Annotated in this window: 20 protein-coding genes and 1 tRNA gene; 11 read left to right on the top strand and 10 right to left on the bottom strand. The window is 63.3% G+C overall.

The features are described from left to right. Positions 1-236 precede the first annotated feature (236 nt). The gene (gene mgtE / locus P9228_RS16850) at positions 237-1,601 is read left to right on the top strand and encodes a magnesium transporter (protein WP_095800726.1); all 1,365 of its coding nucleotides are present in this window, start codon (positions 237-239) and stop codon (positions 1,599-1,601) included. A 52-nt stretch (positions 1,602-1,653) separates the two neighbouring features. Here mgtE and gor read toward each other — a convergent pair whose 3' ends face one another. The 3 genes from gor to rpiA form a co-directional block, all read right to left on the bottom strand. Continuing rightward, positions 1,654-3,042: a glutathione-disulfide reductase gene (gene gor / locus P9228_RS16845; RefSeq protein ID WP_067320039.1), complete on the bottom strand. Its 1,389-nt coding sequence runs from the start codon at positions 3,040-3,042 to the stop codon at positions 1,654-1,656. 115 nt (positions 3,043-3,157) lie between these two features. Beyond that, positions 3,158-3,793 carry a DUF2059 domain-containing protein gene (locus P9228_RS16840; RefSeq protein ID WP_095777683.1) on the bottom strand — a complete coding sequence of 212 codons (636 nt, stop codon included), beginning with the start codon at positions 3,791-3,793 and terminating at the stop codon, positions 3,158-3,160. Next, positions 3,780-4,511 carry a ribose-5-phosphate isomerase RpiA gene (gene rpiA / locus P9228_RS16835; protein ID WP_095777684.1) on the bottom strand — a complete coding sequence of 244 codons (732 nt, stop codon included), beginning with the start codon at positions 4,509-4,511 and terminating at the stop codon, positions 3,780-3,782. The genes P9228_RS16840 and rpiA overlap by 14 nt, the downstream gene beginning before the upstream one ends. Positions 4,512-4,664: 153 nt before the next feature. On the opposite strand from rpiA, the gene P9228_RS16830 reads away from it, so the two are divergent. Together P9228_RS16830 and P9228_RS16825 are read left to right on the top strand one after the other, a co-directional pair. Further along, positions 4,665-5,345: a phosphoglycolate phosphatase gene (locus P9228_RS16830; protein WP_095800727.1), complete on the top strand. Its 681-nt coding sequence runs from the start codon at positions 4,665-4,667 to the stop codon at positions 5,343-5,345. A 126-nt stretch (positions 5,346-5,471) separates the two neighbouring features. Then, positions 5,472-5,546 (top strand) — tRNA-Val (locus P9228_RS16825). Positions 5,547-5,630: 84 nt separating this feature from the next. Here P9228_RS16825 and P9228_RS16820 read toward each other — a convergent pair. Then, positions 5,631-5,801 (bottom strand): hypothetical protein, encoded by a 171-nt coding sequence (locus P9228_RS16820; RefSeq protein ID WP_164746760.1) that lies wholly within the window; start codon positions 5,799-5,801, stop codon positions 5,631-5,633. Between the two features lie 644 nt (positions 5,802-6,445). Here P9228_RS16820 and P9228_RS16815 point away from each other — a divergent pair. Continuing rightward, a complete protein-coding gene (locus P9228_RS16815; protein WP_067320180.1) occupies positions 6,446-7,132 on the top strand; it encodes a Crp/Fnr family transcriptional regulator in 687 nt (228 codons plus the stop codon). A 16-nt stretch (positions 7,133-7,148) separates the two neighbouring features. Here the strand turns inward: P9228_RS16815 and P9228_RS16810 are convergent, their stop codons facing one another. Together P9228_RS16810 and P9228_RS16805 are read right to left on the bottom strand one after the other, a co-directional pair. After that, positions 7,149-11,423 carry a cytochrome P450 gene (locus P9228_RS16810; protein WP_278054409.1) on the bottom strand — a complete coding sequence of 1,425 codons (4,275 nt, stop codon included), beginning with the start codon at positions 11,421-11,423 and terminating at the stop codon, positions 7,149-7,151. A gap of 119 nt (positions 11,424-11,542) precedes the next feature. After that, entirely contained in the window at positions 11,543-13,327 is a 1,785-nt protein-coding gene (locus tag P9228_RS16805; RefSeq protein WP_067320029.1) for an adenylate/guanylate cyclase domain-containing protein, read from the bottom strand. 409 nt (positions 13,328-13,736) lie between these two features. Between P9228_RS16805 and P9228_RS16800 the strand changes: the two genes are divergently transcribed. Then, positions 13,737-13,994, top strand: coding sequence for a PepSY domain-containing protein (locus tag P9228_RS16800; RefSeq protein WP_066989847.1), 258 nt, complete (start codon positions 13,737-13,739; stop codon positions 13,992-13,994). A 113-nt stretch (positions 13,995-14,107) separates the two neighbouring features. Further along, entirely contained in the window at positions 14,108-14,578 is a 471-nt protein-coding gene (locus tag P9228_RS16795) for a hypothetical protein (RefSeq protein WP_127248248.1), read from the top strand. Here the strand turns inward: P9228_RS16795 and P9228_RS16790 are convergent. Further along, entirely contained in the window at positions 14,570-16,444 is a 1,875-nt protein-coding gene (locus tag P9228_RS16790; protein WP_278054407.1) for a murein L,D-transpeptidase, read from the bottom strand. The two genes, P9228_RS16795 and P9228_RS16790, sit on opposite strands and share 9 nt — an antisense overlap. Positions 16,445-16,788: 344 nt before the next feature. Here P9228_RS16790 and P9228_RS16785 point away from each other — a divergent pair, with 344 nt between their 5' ends. Then, on the top strand, positions 16,789-17,190 hold the full coding sequence (locus tag P9228_RS16785) for a rhodanese-like domain-containing protein (RefSeq protein ID WP_066989852.1): 402 nt from the start codon (positions 16,789-16,791) through the stop codon (positions 17,188-17,190). Between the two features lie 53 nt (positions 17,191-17,243). Here P9228_RS16785 and P9228_RS16780 read toward each other — a convergent pair whose 3' ends face one another. Then, positions 17,244-18,152 (bottom strand): alpha/beta hydrolase, encoded by a 909-nt coding sequence (locus P9228_RS16780; protein WP_278054404.1) that lies wholly within the window; start codon positions 18,150-18,152, stop codon positions 17,244-17,246. Positions 18,153-18,199: 47 nt separating this feature from the next. On the opposite strand from P9228_RS16780, the gene P9228_RS16775 reads away from it, so the two are divergent. Beyond that, positions 18,200-18,652: a MarR family transcriptional regulator gene (locus tag P9228_RS16775; RefSeq protein ID WP_067320018.1), complete on the top strand. Its 453-nt coding sequence runs from the start codon at positions 18,200-18,202 to the stop codon at positions 18,650-18,652. Between the two features lie 19 nt (positions 18,653-18,671). Here P9228_RS16775 and P9228_RS16770 read toward each other — a convergent pair whose 3' ends face one another. Together P9228_RS16770 and P9228_RS16765 are read right to left on the bottom strand one after the other, a co-directional pair. Further along, positions 18,672-19,283, bottom strand: a complete 612-nt coding sequence (locus P9228_RS16770) for a pyridoxamine 5'-phosphate oxidase family protein (RefSeq protein ID WP_278054402.1) — start codon at positions 19,281-19,283, stop codon at positions 18,672-18,674. Between the two features lie 84 nt (positions 19,284-19,367). Next, entirely contained in the window at positions 19,368-19,721 is a 354-nt protein-coding gene (locus P9228_RS16765) for a DUF971 domain-containing protein (RefSeq protein ID WP_066989863.1), read from the bottom strand. Between the two features lie 193 nt (positions 19,722-19,914). On the opposite strand from P9228_RS16765, the gene moaA reads away from it, so the two are divergent. The 3 genes from moaA (at position 19,915) to P9228_RS16750 (ending at position 21,919) form a co-directional block, all read left to right on the top strand. After that, positions 19,915-20,910, top strand: a complete 996-nt coding sequence (gene moaA / locus P9228_RS16760; RefSeq protein ID WP_278054399.1) for a GTP 3',8-cyclase MoaA — start codon at positions 19,915-19,917, stop codon at positions 20,908-20,910. A 53-nt stretch (positions 20,911-20,963) separates the two neighbouring features. Next, positions 20,964-21,449, top strand: a complete 486-nt coding sequence (locus P9228_RS16755; RefSeq protein ID WP_278054397.1) for a hypothetical protein — start codon at positions 20,964-20,966, stop codon at positions 21,447-21,449. A 113-nt stretch (positions 21,450-21,562) separates the two neighbouring features. Next, a complete protein-coding gene (locus tag P9228_RS16750; RefSeq protein WP_067320009.1) occupies positions 21,563-21,919 on the top strand; it encodes a hypothetical protein in 357 nt (118 codons plus the stop codon). Positions 21,920-21,988: the final 69 nt, after the last annotated feature.

Genomic DNA, 21,988 nt, shown 5'->3' with positions numbered 1-21,988 from the left:
GATTTGAAACCTACAGCGCCACGCGCCCTTCGGACGCGTAAGGGACGCTGTAGAATCTTAGAATTGCGCATGATCCTTTCGAAAATCGGAGCCGATTTTTCGGGGAGTCATGCGCTACCCCGCGAGCAGAAAGGTCAAACCCGCCATGCCTGGCGACAGTCACAGTCGAACGCAACCGCCGTCCGCCTTGACGTGACCTGACGGCTCACGTCCTGCCGGACGGCAAGGAGTGAGCCATGAATGAATTCGCATCCGTATTGGACGACGAAGCGGTCGCCGTCGCCCGTGTTCTTGCCAACGACCACGTCGCGGACGTCGTCGAAGCCCTCAACCGCGAACCTCGCGAGACGGCCATCGAGCTGCTCTGCGCGGTGCCGTTCGAGCGGTTGGTCGAAATCTTCGACCAGCCGGAGCTCGAAAGCGCGCCGGAACTCGCCGCAGCCCTGCCGCGCGCGAAAGCAGGCAAGCTGCTCACCGCCATGTCGGTCGACCGCGCAGCCGACATCCTGCGCGAGCTCGATGAGCCTGCGCGCTCGGAACTGCTTGGCGCGCTTGCCCCACCGCTGCGCGCGACGCTGCTTTCGATTCTCGGTTATCCCGAGGGCAGCGCCGCCTCGATCATGACGACCGAGTTCGTCAGCGTGCCTTCGGACTGGACCGTCGGCCGCACGCTCGACTATATCCGCAAAGTCGAGCGCACGCGCGAGACCGTCTATGCGATCTACATCACCGACAAGGCCACGCAGCTCCTGCTGCGGGCGACGGGCTTGCGCCGGCTGATCACCGGCGAGCCTCAGGACTCGATCCTGTCGGTGGCGCCGGATCGCATGCCGGTCACGGTCACGCCGCTGACCGATCGCGAAACGCTGGCGCAGACGATCTCCAAATACGATCTGCTCGCCCTGCCGGTCGTGGATCACGGCAAGATCCTCGGCATCGTCACCGTTGACGACATCATCGACACCATGGTCGAGGAAACGACCGAAGACGCTCATCGTTTCGGCGGCATGGAGGCGCTGGACGAGCCCTATATGAAGATGGGCTTTCTCGCCATGATCCAGAAGCGGGCCGGCTGGCTCTGCGCGCTGTTCCTCAGCGAGATGCTCACGGCGAACGCCATGCAGAGCTACGAGGGCGAGTTGGAGAAGGCGATCGTGCTCACCCTCTTCATCCCGCTCATTATGAGCTCGGGCGGCAATTCCGGCTCGCAGGCGACCTCGCTCGTCATCCGCGCGCTGGCGCTGCGCGAGATCGGCCTTCGCGACTGGTGGCGTGTCGCCTTGCGCGAGCTGCCGACCGGTTTGGTGCTCGGCTCGATCCTCGGCATAGTCGGCATCTGCCGCATCGCGCTCTGGCAGTATTTCGGCTTCTACGACTATGGCCCGCATTGGATGCTGATCGCGGCAACGGTGGGCGCGGCGCTGGTCGGCATCGTGACCTTCGGCTCGCTGTCGGGATCGATGCTGCCTTTCGCGCTGAAGCGCATCGGCTTCGATCCGGCAAGCGCCTCGGCACCGTTCGTCGCCACGCTGGTCGATGTCACCGGGCTGGTGATCTATTTCTCAGTGGCTCTGGTGATCCTGCGCGGCACGCTCCTCTAGCCAAGAAGCTTCGCGCCGCCGGCATGGCCGGCGGCGCCTTCCCGGCTTGGCTTCAAACGCGCTCGCCGTTCTTCACGCGATAGGTCGGCTTGTACATGGTGACCAGCTCCTCCGCCGCTGTCGGGTGAACGGCCATGGTGCGGTCGAAATCGTCCTTGCTCAGCCCCGCTTTCAGCGGAATGCCGAGCAGCTGCGCCATCTCGCCGGCGTCAGGTCCCAGGATATGGGCGCCGAGCACTTTCCGCGACGCGCCGTCGACCACCAGCTTCATCAGCATCTTTTCGTCGCGGCCCGACAGCGTGTGCCGCATGGGACGGAAAGACGCGCGATAGATCTCGATGTCCGGGAAGCGCTTGACCGCCTCGTCCTCGGACAAGCCGACGGTGCCGATCTCGGGCTGCGAAAACACGGCCGTCGGAATGGTATCATGGTCTGGCGCTGTCGGATTGCCTTTGAAGGCTGTCTCGATGAAACACATCGCTTCGTGGATGGCGACCGGCGTCAGTTGCACGCGGTGGGTGACGTCGCCGATCGCCCAGATATTGTCGATGCTGGTGCGGGAAAATTCATCGACGATGATCGCGCCGGTCTTGCCGAGCTCAACGCCGACGCCTTCGAGGCCCATATTCTCCGTGTTCGGGATGCGGCCGATCGCCAGCATGACCTGGTCGACGGTCAGCGTCTGACCACTGGAGAGCAGCACGTCCAGTCTGCCTTCAGCGGTCTTGCGCACCCATTCCGAGATCGAACGGCAGAGGATCCTGATCCCCTTCTTCTCCATTGTCTCGTGCAGCGAGCGGCGAAGGTCCATATCGAAGCGCGAAAGAATTTCTTGGCCACGGTAGACCAGCGTGGTGTCGACGCCCAGTCCATGAAAGATGTTGGCGAATTCGACGGCGATATAGCCGCCGCCCTCGATCATGATCGCCTTCGGCAATTCCTTGAGATCGAAGGCTTCGTTGGAGAAGATGCAATATTCGTGGCCGGAAAGCGCCGGGTGCGGAGCCGGACGGCCGCCCGTGGCGATCAGGATCTGGTCGGCGCTGACGGTGCGGTCTTCGGCAGTGAGATAGACGGAATGTGGATCGACCAGCACGGCGCGCGAGTGGAAGGCCTCGCCGCCCGCACCTTCGACATTCCTCTTGTAGATCGCCTCCAGCCTGGCGATCTCCTTGTCCTTGTTGGCGACCAGCGTCGGCCAGTCGAAGCTTGCCTCGGGCACCATCCAGCCATAGCCGGCGGCATCGGCGAAATGTTCGGGGAATTGCGAGGCATAGACATAAAGTTTCTTCGGCACGCAGCCGCGGATGACGCAAGTACCGCCATAGCGATACTCCTCGGCAATGGCGACGCGCTTGCCGAGCGAGGCGGCCACACGGGCCGCCCTCACCCCGCCGGAGCCGCCGCCGATGACGAAGAGATCATAGTCGTAACCGGCCATCGAAAGGACTCCTGCGCAATGGAAGTGTGTCACAGGTAGGCGGACAGCAGGCAAAAGAAAAGCCCGGAAATCCGGGCTCTTCTGGTCAAGTCGGCCGTCGGCCGCTTGAAACGGATCAGTTCTGCGAATTGTCGGCAGGAGCCGAGTTGTCGGCAGGAGCCTGGTCGTCTGCAGGCGCCGAATTATCGGCAGGAGCGGAGCCGTCGGCAGGAGCGGCCGCATCCTTCGCAGGCTTGGCAGGAGCCGCGGCCTTTGCGGCGGCGGCGAGCGTTTCGCCGACCTGCTGGGCGAGGTCGCGGGCGACCCCGTTCTGCCAAATGTCTGCCGCCTTCACCAGGTCGCGCGTGACCGCCGGGCCGCTGTCGAGCAGCTTCTTGCCGGCTTCCGAGCTGTAGAAAGTGGCGATATCGTTGAGGTCCTTTTCGGAAAACACCTTGGCGTAGGCGAGCGCCGCCTCCTTCTCCAGGTCGGCGCGGCGCGCCGCCAAGCCCATGGCCTTTTCGGTGACCGTCTTGCCGATCAGTTCCTGCATGTCGGGGTTCTTCTGGATCAGCTGGTTCTCAAGCGCGGCCGCCGCCTGCGGCAGGATATTGTCGAACGGGTCGGTAGCGTGGATAGCCGCAACTGCGGCCCGTGCGGCCTTCAGATGCGATTCGCTGATATCCTGCGAAAACGCCGGCGAGGACAGCGCAAGCACCGCTGAGGCCGCCAGAATGGTCGAAAGGCGGCGAACCCGTTTATGCAACATCATGGTCGATAGAACTCCCTGGTTTTCGGGCGGCATGGACGGTTTGGATGCCGTCGCCGCCGGCGATGACGGCGGTTGACGCCAGCCCGATGAATAGACCGTGCTCGACAACGCCTGGAATGGCGAAGAGAGCATTCGAAAGCGCTCTTGTATCCGGAATGCGGCCAAAAGATGCATCGAGGATAAAGTGGCCGCCGTCTGTAACAAATGGCTGCCCCCCCGTCATCCTCAATGTCACCGGGCCGGCAAGGCCGAGGCTTGCCGCCGCCGCGCCGACCGCGATCTCGGTGGCGCGCAGGCCGAACTTGTTGACCTCGATCGGCAGCGGGAAACGGCCGAGCGTCTCGACCATCTTGGACCGGTCGGCAATCACGATCATGCGCTGCGACGCCGCCGCGACGATCTTTTCGCGCAGCAGCGCCCCGCCGCCGCCCTTGATCAACGTTAGCGCGGGATCGATCTCGTCGGCGCCGTCAATGGTGAGGTCGAGCTCCGGCGTTTCCTCGAGCGTCGACAGCGGCACGCCAAGCTCGCGGCAGAGTGCCGCGGTGCGCTCGGATGTGGGCACGCCGATGACGCTGAGGCCGGTCGCGACCTTTTCGGCGAGCAGCCGGACGAACTCGTCGGCGGTCGTGCCCGTGCCGATGCCGAGCCGCATGCCGCTGCTGACATGGGCGAGCGCCGCACGCGCGGCCTCGACCTTCAACTGCCTTGCGTCCATGCCGCTCCTGTCCCCGGTTTCCATGGTTTGGCGCGCCTCCTAGCATTTTTGCCTTTCCCGTCAAAGGCTCTGCCTGTGGACCGACGGAGGCGGCTTGCTTGACCACCGCGCAGCTTGTATCGGCTGCGGAACCTCAATCATTCAGGACTGGCCATGACCCGACCGATCATCGTGTTCGACCTCGACGGGACGCTCATCGACACCGCGCCGGATCTGCTCGACAGCCTCAACCACAGCCTGGCGGCCGCGGAGCTTGCCGCGGTCGACCAAGCCGGCTTCAAACGCTACGTCGGCCATGGCGGCCGCGTCATGATCGAACGCGCGCATGCGGCGCAAAACAAGGCGCTGATGGCGGAAGAGCACGACCGGCTGCTGAAGCTTTTCCTCGACCACTACACGATCAACATCCCTGGCAAGTCCTGCCCGTATCCCGGCGTCGTCGCAGCCCTCGATCGCTTCCAGGCCGCCGGTTATCTGATGGCGGTTTGCACCAACAAGTATGAAGCGAATTCGGCGACGCTGATCGGCGCGCTCGGTCTCGACAAATACTTTGCCGCGATCTGCGGCCAGGACACTTTTGCCTTCCGCAAACCCGACCCGCGCCATCTGACCGAAACCATCAAACTGGCTGGCGGCGATCCGCACAACGCCCTGATGGTCGGCGATTCGCAGACCGACATCGACACCGCCAAGGCGGCCGGTATTCCGGTGGTGGCGGTCGATTTCGGCTATACGGATCGTCATGTGCGCGAGTTCGAACCGACGCTGGTGATCTCGCATTTCGACACGCTGACGCCGGAATTGGCCCAGCGTCTGATCGCTGCGGCGCGCTGAGCGCCTGCCCAGATCGAGCCGGCAGGAACCTGAAATCGATCCGCAGGATAACGACGGCACATTGCCTTGACTTCGCGCACCCGCCTCCCTTATATCGCGGCTCGCTTCAGCCTTCGGGCAACGAGCGGGCGATTAGCTCAGCGGGAGAGCACACCCTTCACACGGGTGGGGTCGCAGGTTCAATCCCTGCATCGCCCACCATCCAACTTCCTGACGTTGGATGATCCGGCCGCGATGAACCTCTTCAATTTCGTGAAGCGGGACAGCTCGCGTCCGGGAGGACGCTTAGATCAGGCCTCGGCGCACATTCAAATGCGTTACTCCCGTCACCAGAATGGCGCCAGTCATGAAGTAGAGCGTGGCTATGATGTTGCCCTGATGGAAATGCAGCCCGGCAAACAGCAGGGCCATAACCACGGCAAGAAATGCGATTACACGCGAGAAGTTATCGGGCATGGGGCAGCGAACCTATGCAAATAGGATGATGGCCGCCCTCAATCAGCCGCGCGCTCCATAGATCGGTTTTCGATTTTCCGCAATTGCCTTTTGAAGCACTGCCGCAATATGGTGCCTGCTGCGGCGGGTGCCGACAACCGGGCCGCTGCCCTTGTCGCCGACATTTCGTTCGAAGGCGCTGAGTTCGTCGGTCGGGGTCGTCGGACTGGTCCATGCAGGGCGGCGGCAAGCCGCTGCTGGACAGGCGACGCTTCTGTGATCGCCTTCACATACGCCGCGGAGGCGTCGCGCACAGATATCGCACCGGGTGGCACTGATGCATGGGCTCCAACGGCCTCCGGGCCTGAAAGCTCGGCAGGGAGTTTCGATCACCTAGCCATTTTCAGATTTGCTGTTCGCGCGCGTCGGTCACCTCCCGCCACGCGCGCGAACGGCGTTTCGTGGTTCGGTTCGCGTCCGCCAGCGCGCTCCGGTTTCCCGCTGCAAGGGACAGTTGCCGGCCAATTTGAGTGCCGGCAGCGCACGACTGGCGCCCGATCTACAAAGGCCGTCGTGTGTTGCCGCAATCGCACGAAAGGAGACAGGCCTTGATCGAGCATGCACTTGTCATACAATTTCCGCTCAACGAGAGGCGGAACCGCATCATGTCCACAGCCAGCGCAGACGACAGGAGCACCCTGCCGCGTCTGGCGCGGATCGATCCGCGCCAGTTCGATCTGCTGTTCGGCGGCTGCAAGGTCGAACGTTATGCCGCCGGTCAGCACCTGTTCGTCCAGGAGGACGCATCCGACCGCATCTACGGCGTGATGAGCGGCACGGTCGAGATTTCGCTCTATTCACCGGGCGGGCAGAAGCTGGTGGCCAATATCGAGCTGTCGCGCAGCCTGATCGGCGAGATCGGCGCGCTCGACGGACGCCCGCGCACGGCAACCGCCATTTGCCTCACCGCATGCGAGCTGGTTTCTCTCAGTCGCACGCAACTCTTTGATCGCATTGAAAAAAATCCACCGCTAGCGCGCGCCATGATCGAGCTGCTGTGCACGCGGCTGCGCTGGGTCAGCGGCGAGCTTGGCGACCAGGCCTTCTTCGGCATCGAGGCCCGGCTGGCGAAACGGCTGGTGTTCCTCAGCGGCGTCATGGCCGACCCCGCCGGCTGGATCCCGATTTCGCAATCGGAACTCGGCGAATTCCTCGGCGCGACGCGCGAGTCGGTCAACAAGACGCTCAACGACTGGCGCAACCGGCACATGATCGACATCAAACGCGGCGGGCTGCGCATCACAAATGCCGCCGCGCTGAACCACATCGCCGCTTCGCAGGACGACGACTGAACGATTCTGACCCGAATCAGAGCCGCGAAATCAGGTAGCGCAGCGCGGACCGGCTCGGCATGAAGAAGTAGCCGCCGCCTTTCGTGGTGACGAATTGCGGCATGTCCCTGAGCACCGTCACCTTTTCCCAGGACGGAATCGAGAATCGGCCGCCGCCGTCGCGCGCGCCGATCGTCGGATCCTTTTCGCCGACAAGGCCTTGGAACGAGCTCGACGAGACCCAGGTCTGCTGAATGAACTCGTATTGGCGTTCGATGTCGGCGTTGAGGCACATGAAGAGAAGCCCCTTCTCGACCTTCCCGCTGCGGTCCTTCTTCTCATAGGTGCGGCCGACGCGCAGGATGCGGTGGCGCTTGCCGATCCTGATCTGCGTCTCGCGATCCTCGCCAAGCGAGTCGCGCGGATTGGAACGGCGTATGTGCGAGCCGAGCGGACAGCGATGCCCCTGCGGGTCCTCGGCGCCGAGCGCGAAGTCGTTGTCGACGCCACGACCCGGGCGGCCATCGGGGTTGCGCACCAGCGAACTGCCGTCCTGCCAGCGGCCGAGCATCTTGGCCGCGACCCAGCGCGGCGTGATGGCGTTGTCGCCGGTCTCGCGCGCAGCCCGCGCGGCGGCATGCTTGCAATAGTCATCGAATAACTCGACATGCTGCTCGAACTGGCGCACGACCAGGAACGAGCCGTTGCGGCCGAAATCGCGCGGCGGCGGGGGCTGACCGGGGATCTGCCGGTTGCGCCGCACCTGAGACAGGATGCCGGTCCGATCCTGTGCTGCCCGGACGGAGGGCGAGGCTGGATAGAACCCATGCTCGTCGCGATAGCCGAACAGGAACTCGCCCGGCGCGACCAGGTGCATCGGCGCGGCACCCTTGCTGGCGCGCGACGTACCCCTGACGATCGGCTGCGAGACGCCGTCGGCAAAGCCGAAATGCTCGTAGGCGCGGGCGCGCTCCGGCTTGCCGTCGTTGCCGGCATGTTGCGTTGTCCCACCGTCCTTCTTTGGCTCGCGGTTCACGACAAGCGGCAATTCGGCAACGATCTTCATCCCCGCGCCTGTCGTCTTTCGCTTCGCGGCCGCAACCTCCCCCTTCAGTACCGCCGGCTCCGCGGCGTAGCAGATGACGACTGCGTCGACCGGCGCCGTGGCCGAACCCCACTGCCATTTGTCAGGCGCATCGGGGCCGGTGTCGTCGAGGATGCGGCTGCGCTCTGGATTGCCCATGCCGTGGCGAAAGGCAGCTGGGAATGTGTCCAGCGGATCGTCGTCGACGCCGCCCTTCAGCCCAAGACGGCGCAAACCGTCGGGACCGAAGGCCACCGTCATGGCGCGTCCGGCCGGCACGCCGTCGCCGAAACTGGTCTTGTCGATGACGAAGTCCAGCCACGCTCTGCGTTGCATGGCCGGCAGTTCTTCCGGCACGCGGATCGCCAGCATATGCGCGTGGCCAAGCGCGCCGAACGGGCCGAAGAAAATGGATTGGATCTCGCCGGCTTCCAGTTCTTCCACGGGCGAAGGCGCCGGTTCACGGCCGACGGTTGCAGCCGGCCTTGCCTGCGGCCGCTGCAGCGAGCCGAACAGGCTCACCCAGTTGCGGGCCTCGCTGCCGGTGGCGGAAGCAATGCCGCGCCGGATCTTCGAGTTGATACGGATGCGCGCGGTGTTGAGATGCGGATAGGCAGAGTACCAGAACAGCGTCGGCACCTGCTGACGCCGCGCCCAGCGCTTGAAGCGGTCCCCGTCGCGCGCGCCGTCGAGGAAGAGCCAACGCGTGCGCGGGTAGCCTTCCGTGTTGCTCCATACGCCGGTCAGGCCCTCTGAGGCCTTGGCGATGAAGTCCTCGAGATAGCTTTCCCAGCTGCCGCCATAGTTGGAGAAGAACATCAGCTTGTCGGTGCCCGGCAGCAGCACCCAGCGGGCGAAGTGAATGGTGTTTATGGTGGCGAGGAACCCCGGCTTGAACACCTTCTGCGCCGATATCGAGATCAGGTAGAAGGAAAGCCTCAGCGCCAGCCGCCGCAAGGTGCCGGCCTTCATCGTCGATATCGCGGTGAGATGGTTTTGCGCGCAGTGGTCCTCATTGGCGAGTATCCTGTCCAGCGCGCCGAGATCGATCGGCGTGTTCTGCGGCCGGTCCTTGTCCTCGAGGCGCCGCAGGCTGAGGAAGCACAAGCCGATGAACAGCAGGGCTATCGCGAGCAGCCCCAGCACCGCCAGCAGAAGCGCGGTGCCGGCAATTGCGACGTTGGTGAAGGTGACACCGTGCGGATTGCCGAACACGAGCACATAGGTCATGCGCCAGCAGGCAAGGATGACGATCGCGACGGTGGCGAGCACGGCCGGCGCAAGCAGTGTCGTCGTCAAGGCCCGCCACCAGCGGCCCGGGGGCCGCTCCAGCAGGCTCTCAGCCGGCTCGAAGGCCCAGCCGAATTGCCCTAGCGACTGGGCATGCCGGCGCGCCTCGGTGAGCACAGCAAGGGCGTTGCCTGTACCCGCGCGCGGCTTTTCGACGATCTCGCGCACGCTGTCGGCGAGCTCTGCCTCGGCAAGGATGCGGCGCACCGAATGGCCAGGCGTTCCGGAAAAAACCAGCCCTGCCGTGCTGCCGAAGGACGGCGAGATCTCGATGTGATGCTTCTTCAGGAAGTCCTGCAGCGAAGCGTCGTCGGGCAGACCGCACACGGCCCTTAAGATCGGCCGCAGCCGGTGGCCTATGGCCTGCGTGATGGCACCGATGACATCGTCGGTGCTGCCGTCGCCGGAGATTTCGAGGACAACCGCGCCCGTCTCGAGGTCCGATTTCTCGTCCCTGCCGGTGGCGGCGACAGCCAGACTGGCGAAATGGACCGTGCCGACATTGTCGAGCGCATCGCCCACCTCGTCTATCGCCGGGTTGCCAAGTGCGCCGACCTTGTCGCGCACGGCATCCAGCGGCACCGCACGCCTGATCGGGCAAACCACGGTTACCATCGACTGGTCGACCGTGCGGCAAAGCGGCGAGCGCTCGAAATCGACCTTGAGGCTGGCCGGATAGGCGCCGACATTGACCATCTTGCCGGCTCTGCCATGCGCGCGGCGGAGCTTGGGCTTGCTGAACAGGGCGCGAACGCATTCGCCGATCTGAATGCGGGCGATCTCGGCCCCGATGCACAGATGAATGCCGTGGCCGAACACCATGTAATCGCGATAAGGCCGCGAGGTGTCGAATTCGTTTGGCCTTTGCACGATTTCCGGATCGAACATGGCGGAAAGCGTCGCCGGCATGACGACCGTTCCGGCCTTCACAAGGCGCTCTCGCCGCGTGCCTTGGCCGATGACCGCGTCACGGGCGGTGTAGCGCCACGGACCGACCCAGATCGGCTTGAAGCGCATGGCTTCCAGGATCGCCCGATCGAGTTTGCCGGTACCGCCCGCTGCAATGGCTGCGTCGACAGCCTGCCTTGCATCTGACCGCGACAGGATGACGTCCAGGCAATTGCCGCCGGCAAGCACATTGGTCGGAACGAAGCCGGCAATCATGCCGAGCATGATCGAATGGATGTCGGGCTGCGATAGGCGCCCTTGATCCATGAGCGCGACGAGGCGCGCCAGCGGCCGTTCGTCCTTCCCTCCCCTGTCCCTGATCGCGGCAATCGAGCGGTCGATGACCTTGATCAGACGATCGCCGCCGACGATCGCGAGCTGACGTGTCGTTGGGCTCGCTGTCGGATCGGAAAAGAACAGCGCGCTGAGCGCGATCGACCAGTCGGCGAATTCGGTTTCATCGTCGATCTCGAGGCCGAAATAGTCGCGACAGATGCGTACCGGAACGATCTTCATCAGCCCGCCGATGGCGTCGAAGCCGGGGCTGGCCCGGGTCATGATGTCGCGCGAATGACGCTCGGCGATCGGCCTGACGGCGGCTTCGACTTCCGCCGGCGGAAAGGCGCTCAGCACGGCCGATTTCATTTGCCGGTAGGCGGCCCCGTCCTGCATGCCGAGGATGAAGTTCGATCCCCTGGCCAGTTCCGCCATTTCCGGTCCGTACGGCGTCTCGAACTCGTCGCCGCGCTCCAAAATGTCGCGCACATCGACGCCTTTGGTGACAAGCAGGAAATTGCCGAAGGCCAGGTTCGGCCAGAAGCGGCGCAGCAGCGCCAGCAGCCAGCGCGGGTCGTTGAAAAGGAAGCCGGCGATACGGGACGCAAGCCCCTTGGCGCGGAGCCGGTCGATATCGAAGGGCGGCATTTCGGCGACAGGGCGCTGGCTCTTCTGGGCAGCGCGGACAGCAGCGAAATACTTCAACTTGATCATGCGCGTTCGAGCCCCCCGGCTGTCCACGTCACTGCGATGCCGGCTATTGTCTGGCCTAGGTTTGGTTCGGTCCGGCGTATGTGATTTTTTTCACAATCATCGGTGTTCGGTTCCAGCAATCATGCGATGGACTTGGCCTGGCCGAAATTCGCGATCAGGAAGTTGTTCTTCGCAGGATCGACGAACGGTATCCAGCGAATCCGCTGCTCAGAAAAATCGGGATGCCTGGTTGCCAGAATGGCGCGTTCGCGTTCGGCCTCCTCAAGACGGCCGCTCCGCATCAAGGCGCCGATTTTGAGGAACCTGGCGTAGAAATAGCCCGGCGAAAGGTTGAGCGAGCGATCGGCAACCGCAATTGCGGCCGGCCAGTCCTCGACCAAACAGTATGCGGCAGCCAGCTCGCCCAGATTGTGAAAGCGGTAGAGGTCGAACGGGCTCAGCCGCTCGGTATCCAGGAAGAACGGGATCGCGCCGGCGGCATCGCCAAGCAGCAGCCGCGCGCTGCCCATTGCCGAGCGGGCGAAGGCAAAGCTCGGATTGATGTGGATCGCCTCGGCCAGATGCTCCGCCGCCGATGCCGGCTGGCCGCGCATGATGTCGGCCGCCCCGAGATAGGCGTGCGGCCGCGCGTCGAGGCTGTCCATCAAGAGCGACTTGCGCGCAAATTCTTCGACCTTGGCCAGGTCGTCGCTGTCGCCGAAGCGCAGCCATGCCCGCCAGAAATACCACCATGCCAGCTCGTTCAGCACGGCGCTGGAATTCGGATCTTCTTGGTAAGCCTTCTCGAAGAATTCGAGCGCGATCTCGGTGTCTTTGCGCGTGCGCCTGTTCATGTGCCAGCGGCCTCGCCGCACCAGCTGCCAGGTCTCGAGGCTTTCCCACGGCACCTGGAAGGTGCGCACCTGCTCGGCTCGGTCGACCTCCTTGTCGAGGATCGAAACGATCTCGCTGCCGATCTGGTCGCGCAGCCTGAAGATGTCGATGAGGTCGCGGTCGAAGCGCTGCGACCAGACCAGGCGCCCGTTCGACGTGTCGGTCAGCGAGGCGTTGAGGCGTATCTGCCCGCTGTGGCGCGCCAGCGTGCCGCCGACGATGTAGCGCGCGCCAAGCGCATTGCCGATGAGCCTGGTTCCGAGCTGGTCGTCGCGAAACTGGAAGCTGGAGCCCTTCGCGATCACCGAGAGCCAGCGGGTGTTGGACAGGCCGTAGATGATGTCTTCCGCAATGCCGTCGGCCATGTAGCCGACGTCAGGCTCGCCTCCATTGCTGCCGTGAAACGGCAGCACCGCGATTGCCGGCGGGCCCTTCGATGCGAGTCTGTCATGGACGGGAGCGGTAGGGATGGCGGCCAGGGGCGCAGCAATCGCCGCGCCGTTGCCGCCGCGTCCGGCGATCAGCACACGTACAGGCAGGGCGATGTTCTTGAGCATGAACTCGCCAAGGTCGGTGAAAACCGCGGCCGTCTTGTCCTTCACGTGGTGCCAGGTCGTCTCTGAGATGGCTAGACCGTCATGTGGAGCGAATTCCTGCAGGCGCGCGGCAATGTTGACGTCGTCGCCATAGAGGCGGCCCTCGCGGACGATGACGTCTCCGGTGTTGATCCCGGCCCGGAACGGCATGCGCATCTCATCCGCGGCCGAGGCATTGAGCGCCATGATCCGGTCCTGGAAATCGAACGCCGCGCGCAAGGCTTCGATTGGATTGCCGAATTCGGCCATGATGCTGTCGCCGGCAACGCCAAACGTGCGGCCGCCAAAGGCGCCGCAACTGTCGGTGATGATATCGCGCCTTTCCTCGAAGGCCGCGACGGCGCGCTCGTCGTCGATGCCCATCAGCCGCGAAAAACCAACGGCGTCGATAGAAATGATTGTCGCAAGCTGACGGGTATAGTTCCGTTCAGCCATGGTTGAGCCCCCGGTCCCTGTTTTCGGTTCAGAACAGGCGACTTCCGCTCCAAAAAAACTTCGCCGTTTGCCGATGGAAGATCCCCGGCAGGCTCGGCGCGCCGTTGCCACCCTGTTGGTCCGGGACTCTAACAGGGTCTGGCCAAAAGCTCTACCACGAACAGCTAATGGAAGGCGGTTTCGGCGCAAGCCATGGTTAGTCGTTCGTTACCTGAAGTCCGATGTTGCAGAAGCCTCCTTACTTGTTGGATTCACGCCGTTTTACTTATTTAAGCTTTCGCGAATAGAAGTCGCGCCGGCCGTGACGGACCAACTGTGGAGCAAGGCGTTGCGGTCCGTTGGCGGAACCAACGGGCCCGGATTCGAGTTGTCAGCGCGTTCATGCCACCACGAGAGATTGAGGGCAGTCATGCGCGGTGTTCTTTTGGCAAGCGGTATCGCGTTTTTCCTTGTCGGCGGGTCGGCTTTCGCGGCCGAAGCGCAAGCGCTGCCGCCGCAAAATGCCAAGAAGCTCTCGGAAATCCTGACCAAGGTCGAGAAGCGGAGCGACTTCCAATATATCAAGGAGGTCGGCTGGAGCAGCGACGGCTATACCGTTACCTATTACACGACCGACAAGGCCAAGGTCGAAATCACCTACGATCCGGTCACCGGCGAACCGAAGTAACGCCTGATACGGCCGCCCGCAGCTGGGCCGGCGCCTCCCTATCCGAGACTTGCGTCGATGCACGTTTGATGGCTGACTGCGCGCCATGATTGCGGGCACGGGGGTGCATGGGAATGGTTGGCTACGTTCTAAAGCGCATCCTGATGGTGCTCGCCGGCTATCTGATCGCGGTGCTCGTCGGATTGGTCGCGTTGGTCGCGATCTATGCAGCGCTGAGCTCGCTGCCCAACGCCCCAAGCTATTTCGAGCTGATGCAGTTCACGCCCGTCGCCGTGCTGGTCGTGCCGCCGCTTGGCATGTTCGTCTATTTCCTGACGATCGTGGCGACCGGCATGCAGACTCTGATCTTTGCGCTTATTGCCGAGGTCTTCTCGTTGCGGAGCTTCTGGCTGCATATGCTGTTCGGCGGCGTGGTTGCGGCCGCCGGTTTCATGCTGCTCTCGCCGGGCGCGCCGCACGATCCGGAACGCTGGGCCGACCTTGGCATCATCGTCGCGGCCGGGCTGGTGGCCGGTTTCGTTTATTGGCTCATTGCCGGACGTGATGCCGGTTTCAGGCGGCCGCTCATCGAGCGCTTAGGTTGACGGTGCGCGCACCGCTTCGGTCGCATCCAGCGCCTGCATCAGCTTCGAATCGCGATCGTAGACGTCGTCGAAATATTCGACCTTGCCGGACATGTCCGGCCAAGCGGTGAAATAGGCGACATAGACCGGGATGACGCGCGTGACATTCTCGGTCGAATGACCATGCTTCAGCTTCTCGGCGATGTCGTCGACCGACGTGCCGAGCACAGCGGCCGCCATGCCGCGCGGATCCTGCAGGCGTATGCAGCCATGGCTCAGCGCGCGCATGTCGCGCCCGAAGAACGACTTCTGCGGCGTGTCGTGCATGTAGATGGCGTGCTTGTTGGGGAAGAGGATCTTCAACTCGCCAAGCGCATTGGCCTCGCTCGGCTGCTGGCGCACGCTGAACGGGATTTTGGCACCGTAGGCGCCCCAGTCCACCGCCGCAGAGGGAACTCGCCTGCCGCTGGAATCCGTCACCTCATAGCCGGCGCGGTCCAGATAGCCCGGATCGCTGCGCAGCCTCGGCAGCATCTCGTTGACGATGATCGACTGCGGCACGCCCCAATAGGGGTGGAAGTCGACCTGCTTGATCTGGTTGTAGAAAAATGCGGTCTGGTTGGTGACCTTGCCGATGACCACGCGGGTCTTCAGCTTCTCCTCGCCGTTGTCGATGTAGCTTGCGGTGAAGGCCGGCTGGTTGATGAAGACGCGCGGGCTGCCAAGATCGGAGGGGAGCCAGCGCAGCTCTTCAAGCGCCGCCATGACCTTCTCGACCTTGTCGGCCTTGGACGTTCCGGCGAGCGAGGCGACGGTACGCGGGCCGATGACGCCGTCGCCCTTCATGCCGGCCCGCTTCTGCACCGCCTTGATCACTGGCACCAGTTCAGGATCGTAAACCTCGCTCTTGCCGAGCCGGGCGAGGGTCTCGCCAAAGTCACCGCCCATCTCGTCATCGAGGTTGCGCGCGATCAAAGTCAAAAGCTTGGGCAGTTCCGGGCTGCTTTCACCGGGCTTCAGGAGCAGCTTCGGATCGACGACGATCTCGTTCTCCTCGCTTGCCTGGAGCGACTCCAACTCGACGCGCAGCGCCTGATATTCAGGGTTCTGCGGGTGCCGCGATTCGAGATAGGTGCGCACCTCTCGCGTGTGCGCCAGCGTCTTCAGCACGCCTTCGAGATCGAGCGGCTTGCCCGGAAAATCGTAATAGCCGGTCATGCGGTTCGGATCGACTCGGCCGCTCTGGGCGTCATGGGCGTAGCGCAGCACGCGCGCCGATAGCGCCATCTCGAAGCGAACCAGTTCCTTGGTCCGCGCTTCGGGCAAGGCGGCATTCGTGGCCGCCGCAGGAACATCGACGGAATAATCGGCAGGCGTCAGGCCATAGCTCGCCGCTCCGCCAAGCACCCGCACGGCATCCTGCGCCCTGCTGTTGGGTGCATCCCCTGTCACCCAGATGAAATCCGGATTGGCCGAATAGTAGGCGATGAGCGCCTTGGCAATATCGGGCTCGGCAAAGAGTTCATAATCGCTCAGGCCCGCCAGCGCGTCGCGGAACGCGCTTCCGGTTACGGAGGGCACAAAGGCAGCATCTTGCGCGGTCGCGGGCGGCGGAGCGGGCAGCAGCGACTTGAAGTCGACGCGCACAAGCTTGTCGGCCCTGTAGGTGTTGTAGGTCGGGCTGCTGATCCTGACGCTACCGCCTGTGCCAGGCTGCACCTTGCGCGGCTTCGGCGGCGGCGGAAATTCTCCTTGGGAATTGTGCCGGATGCCGCCGCCGAACAGCATGTCGAACAGCCCCTGCGCGCTCGCCGGCTGCTGGCCGAAGGCAAGCGCCGTCGCGATCGCGATCGGCATGACGGCAATTTTGTTCCCGAGGATTTTCATGCTTCACCCGCACCGGTTGAAACCGGTTTCCCGTTCCGCGCCGCTAGACGGTCCCGCCCTCCGCATGGCGGATGTAATGCGCGACTGTACCGATTCATACTGATTCCGTTAAGCTTCCATAAATTTTCGCGACCGTGTTGCAGAACAGTTTCACATCCGTGTGAGACACAATGCGGCAGGGCGGCTCCCGGTTTCAGACGCCTCGGTAACAATCAGGCGTTGGCGCTGTGCGGCCTTGGCGACCATGGCCGACCTTCCCTCCTGACAAACATCGGCCCGTGACAAACAGCAGTCTTTGTGATCGAAATTCCGGCGGGCGCGAGCCATGGCCTGGAGGATGCGCAGTGAAGAAGGGATATCGCGAACTTCTCGACGAAGCGAATGCCGAGATCGAGGTGGTTTCGCCTGAGGAAGCTGCCGGGCTGCTGGAGGATGACGGCACCATCTTCGTCGACCTACGTGACCCCCGCGAGGTCGAGCGCGACGGCAAGATTCCCGGCGCCAAGCATGTGACGCGCGGTATGCTCGAATTCTGGATCGACCCCGAAAGCCCTTACCACAAGCCGTTCTTCGCCTCCGGCAAGACCTTCGTCTTCTTCTGCGCCGGCGGCTGGCGGTCGGCGCTGGCGACCAAGACGGCGCAGGACATGGGTCTCGCCCCGGTCAAACACATCCTTGGCGGCTACACAGCCTGGAAGGCTGCCGGCCTGCCGGTCGAGCCAGGGCAGAAGAAGAAGGCCGACTGAGCCATTCGCAACTACGGACGGAAGACGCCAGCAGGCGTCTCCCGCAGTCATTTTCAATGCAGCGCCGGTTGCCGTTCCTCGGCGACGAAGCCCACGGCGCGCGCGGCGACATCCTTGTCGGCAAGGATGCGGCGGTGGCCAAGCCCTTCGGCCCAATGCAAGCTCACATGATCGCCGGCTCCCGCATATCGTTTTGCGTGATCGGCATGGACTTCGCGGTCGTCCGGCGCATGGATGATCAGCGTCGGCACCGGAGCCTCAGCGAGCTGGCGGTCGCCCGTGAAATCGCTGAGCGGCCGTCCCGACAAATGCTTCACCCGATCCGCCATGGCGACCCGGGAGCGCGGCCCGACATTGAGCCGGTGGCTGAAATCGTCGAAGATCGCCGGCAGCGAGCTCGGCGCCGCGATTAGAACCAGTTTCTCGGCCGCAAGCGGCGGCATGCCTTTCACCGAAGCGGCAACCGCATTGGCGGCGACGGCGCCGCCGAAGGAATGGCCGACGGCAGCGGCAAACGGGCCGAACCATTCGCCTGCGACTCGCACGGCGTCGACCGCGGTCACCATATTGAGATGTCGCCCGAGCGAATGGCCGTGGCCCGGCAGGTCAAGCGAGACCACCTTGTAGCCGGCGTCGCGAAACCCATCGATCAGAGTTCGCATATATTCGGTGCGCGAGCGCCAGCCATGGATGACAAGCACGGTGCCGCGGGAGCCCCTGCCCGGCCCCGGCCGGAACTCATGCACCGCAACGCAATCCGCCTTCGTCTTCAGCCGGTGATGGCGCGCCTCGGCCATGAAACCCGCAGCGCGCTCGACTGCGCGGCGCTCGCCATCGCTCAAGGCCTTGACGTTTGCCGTGCGGCAGAACAATTCGAACGCGGCGCGGCCACTGAGACGCGGCGCGACATGCTCGGCCGCGCCGAAGACGCCTCGGATGACCTTCAATCCAAATGATGCCATAGTGTCGGTCCAACCATTCGTTCAAGCATGAACATAATAGTTCAAACATGAACATTAAGCAAGAGCTGCCCTGGGACAATCCGCGCTTCCGCAACTGGGTTGCGGTGGCGCGCGCCTGCCATGTGCTGGAGCGCACGCTGGCGGTGAAGCTGGCGCCGCTCGACCTCAAACCGGCGCAGCTCGACGTGCTGATGAACCTCTACCGTCATCCCGGGATGTCGCAGCACGACCTTGCTCGCAAGCTCTTGGTCGGCCGCTCCAACATCACGATGCTATTGCCGCAACTGGAAGCCCGCGGCCTGCTGCGTCGAGAGGGTGACGAAAAGGACAAACGCGTGCTGCGGTTGAACCTCACCGAAGCCGGCGAGGCCCTGCTGATGCGGGCGCTGAAAGTACATATGGCGCTCATCGAGAAGGCGATGAGCCAGTCGACGCCGGAGCAGTGCGACATGATCGGCGAGCAGATGCGCAAGATCGCCGATGTCCTGAAGGAGGCCTGACCGGGCGCTCTCGAGGCCGCTACCACATGGTCTGCTTTGCCCGCTCCGGCCATTCCTTGTCATATGCGGCGCCATTGATATTTCTGCGGCTGGTGATCTCGAGGATCTGGCCGGGCGTCGGCAGCGACTTCGGGTCGACATGCTTTGCCGGGTTCCAGAGCTCCGAGCGCACGATGGCGCGTGCGCACTGGAAATAGACCGCGTCGACGGCGACAACGGTGACCGACCCAGCCGGCTTGCCATCGACCATGAAGGACGCGCAAAGCTCGGCATCGGCTGTGATATGGGCGCGGCCGTTGACGCGCAGCGTCGTGCCGGAGCCCGGCACAAGGAAGAGCAGCCCGACGCGCGGATCGCGAATGATGTTCTTTAGCGAATCGGCGCGGTTGTTGCCGCGCCTGTCGGGCATCATCAGCGTTTTTTCGTCCAGGAGGCGCACGAAGCCGGCGAGATCGCCGCGCGGCGAGCAGTCCAGCCCCTCCGGCCCGCAGGTCGCCAGCGCCACGAAAGGCGAGGCTTCAATGAAGGCTGCATATTCGGGGATCACATGGTCAAGCTCCTTGACGACCGAGGCCTCGCCAGGCAGGCCGTAGAGGGCTTCGAGCTGTTCGACCGATGTGATGAGCGACATCTTTTCAGCCTCCTGACCTTTTGCCGGCGCTACTCTATGTCCATGACGCTTTGACGACACCCAGTCAAACGTCTTGGCGCCAGGCTAGCGGTCGCGGCTGAGCCCCTTCTCGGCCAGCTCGGCGAGGTAGGCGTTCCAGCGCTCGTCCTTTTCATGCCCGAGCGTGTGAAGATAGTTCCAGGTGAAGATGCCGGTGTCGTGGAAATCGTCGAAGGTGATGCGCACCGCGTAATTGCCGACCGGCTCGATCTTAAGAATCGCGACATTGCGCTTGCCGGGCACAGTCACGCGCTGATCCGGCGAATGGCCCTGCACCTCGGCAGAAGGCGAGGCCACGCGCAAGAACTCCGCCGGCAGTTCGAACGGCTGATGCCCGGCAAAGGTGACGGTGAGCAGCTTGCGGTCCTTCGAGACCCTGAGTTCCTTCGGCGCCGTCATGTTTCTTCCTATATGCGTTGCGCCCTTCCCTACGCCGGTTCGCGCAGTGCGAAAAGGTGATAGAAGGCAGCCGACAGAGAATGTCGGTCGGGGAATGTTACCAAAGATCGAGAGCTTCTATCTTGAATGCGCGGTTGGATCGTATCACATAGCCGTATATAACGACGCTGCTCAGGCCACGGAAGCGCTTGCAATGGACATGACCGACCCTTTCGGTCGCACGATCAGCTATCTGCGCGTGTCGGTTACCGACCGCTGCGATTTCCGTTGCACCTATTGCATGGCCGAGGACATGACCTTTTTGCCCAAGAAGGATCTGCTCTCGCTCGAGGAGCTCGACCGGCTCTGCAGCGTCTTCATCGAAAAGGGCGTCAGGAAACTCAGGCTCACCGGCGGCGAGCCGCTGGTGCGCAAGAACATCATGCATCTGGTTCGCCAGCTGTCGCGGCATCTTGAGAGCGGCGCTCTGGAAGAGCTGACGCTCACCACCAACGGCTCGCAGCTGTCGCGCTTTGCCGCCGAGCTCGCCGACTGCGGCGTGAAGCGCATCAACGTCTCGCTTGACACGCTCGACGCCGAAAAATTCCGCCAGATCACCCGCTGGGGCAATCTCGGCAAGGTCATGGAAGGCATCGACGCCGCGCAAGCGGCGGGCCTGAAGGTCAAGCTCAATGCCGTGGCGCTGCGCGACTTCAACGACGCTGAAATACCGGAGATGCTGCGCTGGGCGCATGGTCGCGGCATGGATCTGACGGTCATCGAGACCATGCCGATGGGCGAGATCGACGCCGACCGCACGGACCAGTATCTGCCGCTGTCGCTGCTGCGCGCCTCGCTTGAGCGCCAGTTCACGCTGACCGACATTCCTTATAAGACCGGCGGTCCTGCCCGCTATGTCCAGGTCGCCGAGACCGGCGGTCGGCTCGGTTTCATCACCCCGATGACGCATAATTTCTGCGAAAGCTGCAACCGCGTCCGGCTGACTTGCACCGGCACGCTCTATATGTGCCTCGGCCAGGAGGACGCCGCCGACCTGAGAGCGCCGCTGCGCGCCTCCGAAGGCAATGAGCTGGTCGGCGAGGCCATAGACGAGGCGATCGGGCGCAAGCCGAAGGGCCATGATTTCGTCATCGACCGCCGCACCAGCCGACCCTCGGTATCGCGCCATATGAGCGTCACCGGCGGCTGATTTTTTCTCCGATTTGGTGCAGGATCACCCTCGGTCACGGACCTTGGGGCATCATGAAGTGTGTTCATCTCGTCCAGGGCGCGCCTTTGGTGATCGCCTTCTCGTTGCTGACGACAGCGGCAATCGCAAAGCCGTTCACCTACGTCAATGCGCGCTTCGGCACGTCCTGCACCTTTCCCGACGAGATTTTCAGCGACCGCTTGCCCGAGCCAGAAAACGGCGATGGGCAGCAATGGAGCGCGCCCGACGGCGCCAGCCTGACCTGCTCGGGCATTTATAACATCGACAACGACACTCCGAAGGGCTTCGTCGCCGACGAAAAGGCAAACACCGGGCCGGGCTACAAGATCACTTACAGCAAGTCCGGGAAGAATTGGGCGGTGGTTTCTGGCGTCAAGGGCGACAAGGTCTTCTACGAACGGCGCCTGTTCGGAAAGGATGGTGTCATCCGCACCGTCTGGATCGAGTATCCTTCCTCGCTTAAGGCGAAATACGATCCGCTGACCGGGGCGATCGCCGCCAGCCTGCGCGGCCCTTGAGCTGCGCTCGGCGCACTGGAAATAAACCATCCGCGCCGACTTCCACCCGATTTACCGCCGACTTGTTCCGGCCTAGCCTCATGAAGCGATTTTCGCATTCAGGGGGAATTCTCATGCGCAAATTCTTGGCTTCGCTTGCAATGCTCGGGATTGCCTTGGTGCCTGCGGCCGCTCAGTCGATCGGTGGCACCTACACTGTCGCCGGCACCAATTTCGACGGATCGAAATATGGCGGCGAGGCAACCATCACACTGACCAGCGACACAACCTGCACGATCCATTGGGAAACCGGCGGCTCGTCCTCCGACGGCATTTGCATGCGCAACGATGATGCCTTTTCCGCCGGCTATGTGATGGGCAAGGAAATCGGCCTCGTCGTCTACAAGGTGGAGAAGGACGGCTCGTTGCACGGGCTGTGGACCATCGCCGGCCAGAACGGCAACGGCACCGAGACGCTGACACCGAAATAATCGCTCCGGGATTGCAGCCGATATTGAGGGCCGCAGGAACCTCCTGTGGCCCATTTCTTTGACGTTGCT

It is taken from the genome of Mesorhizobium sp. WSM4898, assembly GCF_029625845.1.
GTDB lineage: Bacteria > Pseudomonadota > Alphaproteobacteria > Rhizobiales > Rhizobiaceae > Mesorhizobium.
Note: the sequence above shows the minus strand (reverse complement) of the source record. Positions and strands in the feature narration are given on the sequence as shown.

Coding starts and splice junctions, on each gene's coding strand:
- mgtE (WP_095800726.1), top strand. CDS start 237: ATGAATGAATTCGCATCCGTATTGGACGACGAAGCGGTCGCCGTCGCC.
- gor (WP_067320039.1), bottom strand. CDS start 3,042: ATGGCCGGTTACGACTATGATCTCTTCGTCATCGGCGGCGGCTCCGGC.
- P9228_RS16840 (WP_095777683.1), bottom strand. CDS start 3,793: ATGATGTTGCATAAACGGGTTCGCCGCCTTTCGACCATTCTGGCGGCC.
- rpiA (WP_095777684.1), bottom strand. CDS start 4,511: ATGGACGCAAGGCAGTTGAAGGTCGAGGCCGCGCGTGCGGCGCTCGCC.
- P9228_RS16830 (WP_095800727.1), top strand. CDS start 4,665: ATGACCCGACCGATCATCGTGTTCGACCTCGACGGGACGCTCATCGAC.
- P9228_RS16820 (WP_164746760.1), bottom strand. CDS start 5,801: ATGCCCGATAACTTCTCGCGTGTAATCGCATTTCTTGCCGTGGTTATG.
- P9228_RS16815 (WP_067320180.1), top strand. CDS start 6,446: ATGTCCACAGCCAGCGCAGACGACAGGAGCACCCTGCCGCGTCTGGCG.
- P9228_RS16810 (WP_278054409.1), bottom strand. CDS start 11,423: ATGATCAAGTTGAAGTATTTCGCTGCTGTCCGCGCTGCCCAGAAGAGC.
- P9228_RS16805 (WP_067320029.1), bottom strand. CDS start 13,327: ATGGCTGAACGGAACTATACCCGTCAGCTTGCGACAATCATTTCTATC.
- P9228_RS16800 (WP_066989847.1), top strand. CDS start 13,737: ATGCGCGGTGTTCTTTTGGCAAGCGGTATCGCGTTTTTCCTTGTCGGC.
- P9228_RS16795 (WP_127248248.1), top strand. CDS start 14,108: ATGGTTGGCTACGTTCTAAAGCGCATCCTGATGGTGCTCGCCGGCTAT.
- P9228_RS16790 (WP_278054407.1), bottom strand. CDS start 16,444: ATGAAAATCCTCGGGAACAAAATTGCCGTCATGCCGATCGCGATCGCG.
- P9228_RS16780 (WP_278054404.1), bottom strand. CDS start 18,152: ATGGCATCATTTGGATTGAAGGTCATCCGAGGCGTCTTCGGCGCGGCC.
- P9228_RS16775 (WP_067320018.1), top strand. CDS start 18,200: ATGAACATTAAGCAAGAGCTGCCCTGGGACAATCCGCGCTTCCGCAAC.
- P9228_RS16770 (WP_278054402.1), bottom strand. CDS start 19,283: ATGTCGCTCATCACATCGGTCGAACAGCTCGAAGCCCTCTACGGCCTG.
- P9228_RS16765 (WP_066989863.1), bottom strand. CDS start 19,721: ATGACGGCGCCGAAGGAACTCAGGGTCTCGAAGGACCGCAAGCTGCTC.
- moaA (WP_278054399.1), top strand. CDS start 19,915: ATGGACATGACCGACCCTTTCGGTCGCACGATCAGCTATCTGCGCGTG.
- P9228_RS16755 (WP_278054397.1), top strand. CDS start 20,964: ATGAAGTGTGTTCATCTCGTCCAGGGCGCGCCTTTGGTGATCGCCTTC.
- P9228_RS16750 (WP_067320009.1), top strand. CDS start 21,563: ATGCGCAAATTCTTGGCTTCGCTTGCAATGCTCGGGATTGCCTTGGTG.